The sequence below is a fragment of the Phenylobacterium sp. genome (assembly GCF_031425575.1).
In the GTDB taxonomy this organism is placed as follows: domain Bacteria; phylum Pseudomonadota; class Alphaproteobacteria; order Caulobacterales; family Caulobacteraceae; genus Phenylobacterium.
On sequence record NZ_JANPJP010000117.1, the window covers coordinates 1 to 3,244 of the forward strand.

General features: G+C 64.7%; 3 protein-coding genes and 1 pseudogene. All 4 read right to left on the reverse strand.

The window, feature by feature from the left end:
- Window positions 1-275: 275 nt before the first annotated feature.
- A pseudogene (locus RMO97_RS06845) lies at window positions 276-719 on the reverse strand (PAS domain-containing protein); the annotation flags it as partial.
- A gap of 184 nt (window positions 720-903) precedes the next feature.
- Window positions 904-1,323: a MucR family transcriptional regulator gene (locus tag RMO97_RS06850; protein WP_215341617.1), complete on the reverse strand. Its 420-nt coding sequence runs from the start codon at window positions 1,321-1,323 to the stop codon at window positions 904-906.
- A gap of 290 nt (window positions 1,324-1,613) precedes the next feature.
- The gene (locus RMO97_RS06855; RefSeq protein WP_310539838.1) at window positions 1,614-2,825 is read right to left on the reverse strand and encodes a DUF2336 domain-containing protein; all 1,212 of its coding nucleotides are present in this window, start codon (window positions 2,823-2,825) and stop codon (window positions 1,614-1,616) included.
- A 50-nt stretch (window positions 2,826-2,875) separates the two neighbouring features.
- A partial coding sequence (locus RMO97_RS06860) for an enoyl-CoA hydratase-related protein (RefSeq protein ID WP_310539839.1) occupies window positions 2,876-3,244 on the reverse strand: 369 nt, incomplete at its 5' end.

The window sequence follows — 3,244 nt, forward strand, 5'->3', positions numbered from 1 at the left end:
CGGGTGATGACACGCCCGGTCAGGTGGGTGCGGTCCCAGATCATCGTCTGGGGCGGCAGCAGGCCGATCACACCAATGCGAATCCGGTGCCGCAGGCCCGCGCCATCGGTGAGCTGACGGTCGAGGATGACATAGGGCGGCAGCAACGTCTGGTCGCTGCCGGGGGCAAGTCCGGCCTGCGTGACGACATTGGCCGACACGACCGGAAATCGCGCGCCCGCAAGGCTGGCCAGCAGAAAGTCGAGGCCATAGTTGAATTCGTGATTTCCAAGGCCCACGGCGTCATAGCCGAGGATCATGTCGACATCGACGCCGTTGGTCGCCAGCGGCAGGCGCAGCCAGAGAATCGACATGTGGGAGGCGCCCCGCCAGGAGAGGCTGTGAACCCCCACGGCCGGCCGCCGCTCTTCGACGATCTTGCCCAACTCGACCCGCCAGTAGTCGGCGGCGGCGCTGTTGTAGACGTCGTCGAGGCCGCGCCCGGTGATCTCCCGGCCATAGACGCTGTAGAGGCCGGTGCCGGCTAGGCGCAGGCGGAAGTCCAAGGGATCGCGACGCACGTCGATCAGGCTGACCGTCGGCAGGAGGCGCTTGAAATCCTCGGGCTTGATATCGCCCCGCCCCGGCAGCCGGGGCCCAGTCCGGAGCCCTGCCCAATAGGCATAGAGCTCCTCATGGGCGCGGGCGGCCGCTGCTGATGATCCGATCTGTGCCGCCATATTCAGATTCCTTAACAACCCCTTGGAATCACGACGAATCACTTATCGCCTGAGCCGCGAATCTGCGGCAAGGCGAAATCGTGGCGCGGGCCAAGAAATCCGAATTTGCCGCAGGGTCCAGACAGCAGAACGCCCGCCGGGTGGGCGGGCGTTCCGTCTCTCAAGGCGAAAGAATTGAGCGGTCTTACTTGCGCTTGCGGGGGGCCTGACGGCCACCTTGGCCAAGACCCATCTGCTTGGCGAGGTCGGAGCGCGCCTTGGCGTAGTTCGGCGCGACCATCGGGTAATCCTTCGGCAGGCCCCACTTGGCCCGGTATTCCTCGGGGCTCATATTGTATTTCGTACGCAGGTGCCGCTTCAGGGACTTGAACTTGCGGCCATCCTCCAGGCACACCAGATGATCTGGCGTGATAGAGCGGCGGACGGGAACCGCAGGTTCCTTCGGCGCAGCTTCCTGAACGTCGGAACCCTGTGAAATGCCAGACAGCGCGCGGTGGATGCTCTGGATAAGCGCGGGCAGATCCGAGGCCGCGACCGAATTGTTGCCGACGTATGCGGAGACAATATCCGCCGTCATCTCAATGACTTCCGACTTCTCGTCCATAATTCTCGATTCCGTATTGGGAAACTACCCAAGTTGGGGGGATGACTGATTCACGACATCAGTTACGGGGTAATTATAGGTGACTCAAGCCAAGCACAAGTGGCGCAAAGCGCGACGATCTTGAGCGAACGTGTTCGGCGCAAAGACGAACAGCGGTTTTTCCCCGAATGGTGGCTGCCGCACCGCAGTAGCGAGAACGCGATAATCTCGAACAGCACAGTCCGGAAAGGGAGGTTTGATCAGCAGGGAGTTCTGAGCATCTTCAAACCAGACTTCTGGTCCTGTGGGGCCTAGCGGCCGAATTCCTTGGACAGCGCTAGCATGGCTGCGCGCTGCGGAATTGAGTATTCGTCGGCGCCGTCCTCGTCGCCGTCGCGGATCGCCTTGAGCAATGCCGGGGTCAGGGCCGAGGACAGGGACCAATTCCAGTAACGCAGAACGGTTTGCGCGCGATCCACCGCGATCATGTCGTAGGTCGTCAGCACCCGTTCCAGGTTCGGATCGGGGCTCCCGTCAGCTGCGGTTTCGGGGCGCCGAAGGCCACGCCAGAGGGCCCGCACCGCCTGTTTGGGCATGCCCGTAGCCTTGCACAGGATCGCTAGCGGCTCTCCGCCCGGATCGGTGAAGATCTTCGCGCCGGTCATGGGTTTCAGGCCCGACAGGTAGGAGATTTCCTCTGCCGTCTCGCGGGTCAATCCACCTTGCGCCGCAGCAACCGCGGCCTCGAGACTGTCGAACGGCGATTTTTCAATCGCCGCCCGGTTGCGTTGCCGGCGCTCAATGAACTGCAGAGCTTTTCTCGCCAGCGGATCTTGCCAGTTCTCGGCGGCCGCCATCGGGAAGATGTCACCGGTGGCTTCCTGCAACACCTCTCGCGAGACCGCGAACCGTTGGAGGATGGTGCGCCTGGCGTCGGCGTCGGCCCACCAGAACAGCACATAGGCGTGCGCCGGCCGCAATTCGGGGCGGCGCAGCAGGGTCGGGGCGGTCCGCGCATCGCCACGCGTGGAGGCCACGATGGCCTCGACGCAAGGGTTTGAAAGCTTGGCCAGGTCGTTCTTCAGCAGGCACTCGATGACCAGGGCCTCGCCGAACTCGATCAGCACCTCGCAGACCACCTCGCTGACCCCGCGCCGCATAGCGATCAGGCGGCGGTGCTCCAGTCCCGCCGAGCGGGCGCAGTCCAGCAGGTCAGAGTCCGACAACGACGCGCAGTGGGTGAGCAGGGCCTCGGCGATCTCCACGTGATCGCGCAGCAGCAGGCGCACCAGGCTGGCGGGGATCTCCGACAGGTTGGCCAGGCGGCGGGCCACCTTCAGCCGGTCCTCCGGCTCGGCCTCCCGCAGCATGTCCACCAGCAGATCGGCGGTCATGGCGCGCTCGAAGGCGTTCACCCGCGACGATGGCAGGCAGACGACATCGGCCATCCGCTTGAGCAGGGCGGCGCGCGCCCGGAAGATGGGCGGCTGTCCGGTGTCGGGAGGGGTCGCGGCTGGGTTCATGGTGATCTGTGCTGATCACACCATAGCGGCCTTAACCGGACGTTTTCACGTCACTTGAAGGTGGGAGCGCTCCACTGCTCCCAGATGTCGGGAACGTCGGTGGAAACCTTGTCGGTAAAGGCCGGCGGACGCTTCTCCAGGAAGGACATCACACCTTCGCGAGCATCAGCCATGGCGCCGCGGGTCTGGATGCCCCGGCTGTCGGCGCGGTGGGCCTCCATGGGGTGGTTGGCGCCGGCCATCCGCCACAGCAGCTGGCGGGTGATGGCGATGGACACCGGGGCGGTGTTGTCGGCGATCTCGCGCGCCAGGGCGCGGGCCGCCGGAAGCAGATCTTCGGGCGCATGCAGCGAGCGGACCAGGCCCTTGTCCAGGGCCTCCTGCGCCGAGAAGATGCGGCCGGTATAGCACCACTCCAG

Excerpts from the sequence above, each read along its gene's own strand:
- RMO97_RS06855 (WP_310539838.1), bottom strand. The coding sequence starts at position 2,825 with ATGAACCCAGCCGCGACCCCTCCCGACACCGGACAGCCGCCCATCTTC.
- RMO97_RS06850 (WP_215341617.1), bottom strand. The coding sequence starts at position 1,323 with ATGGACGAGAAGTCGGAAGTCATTGAGATGACGGCGGATATTGTCTCC.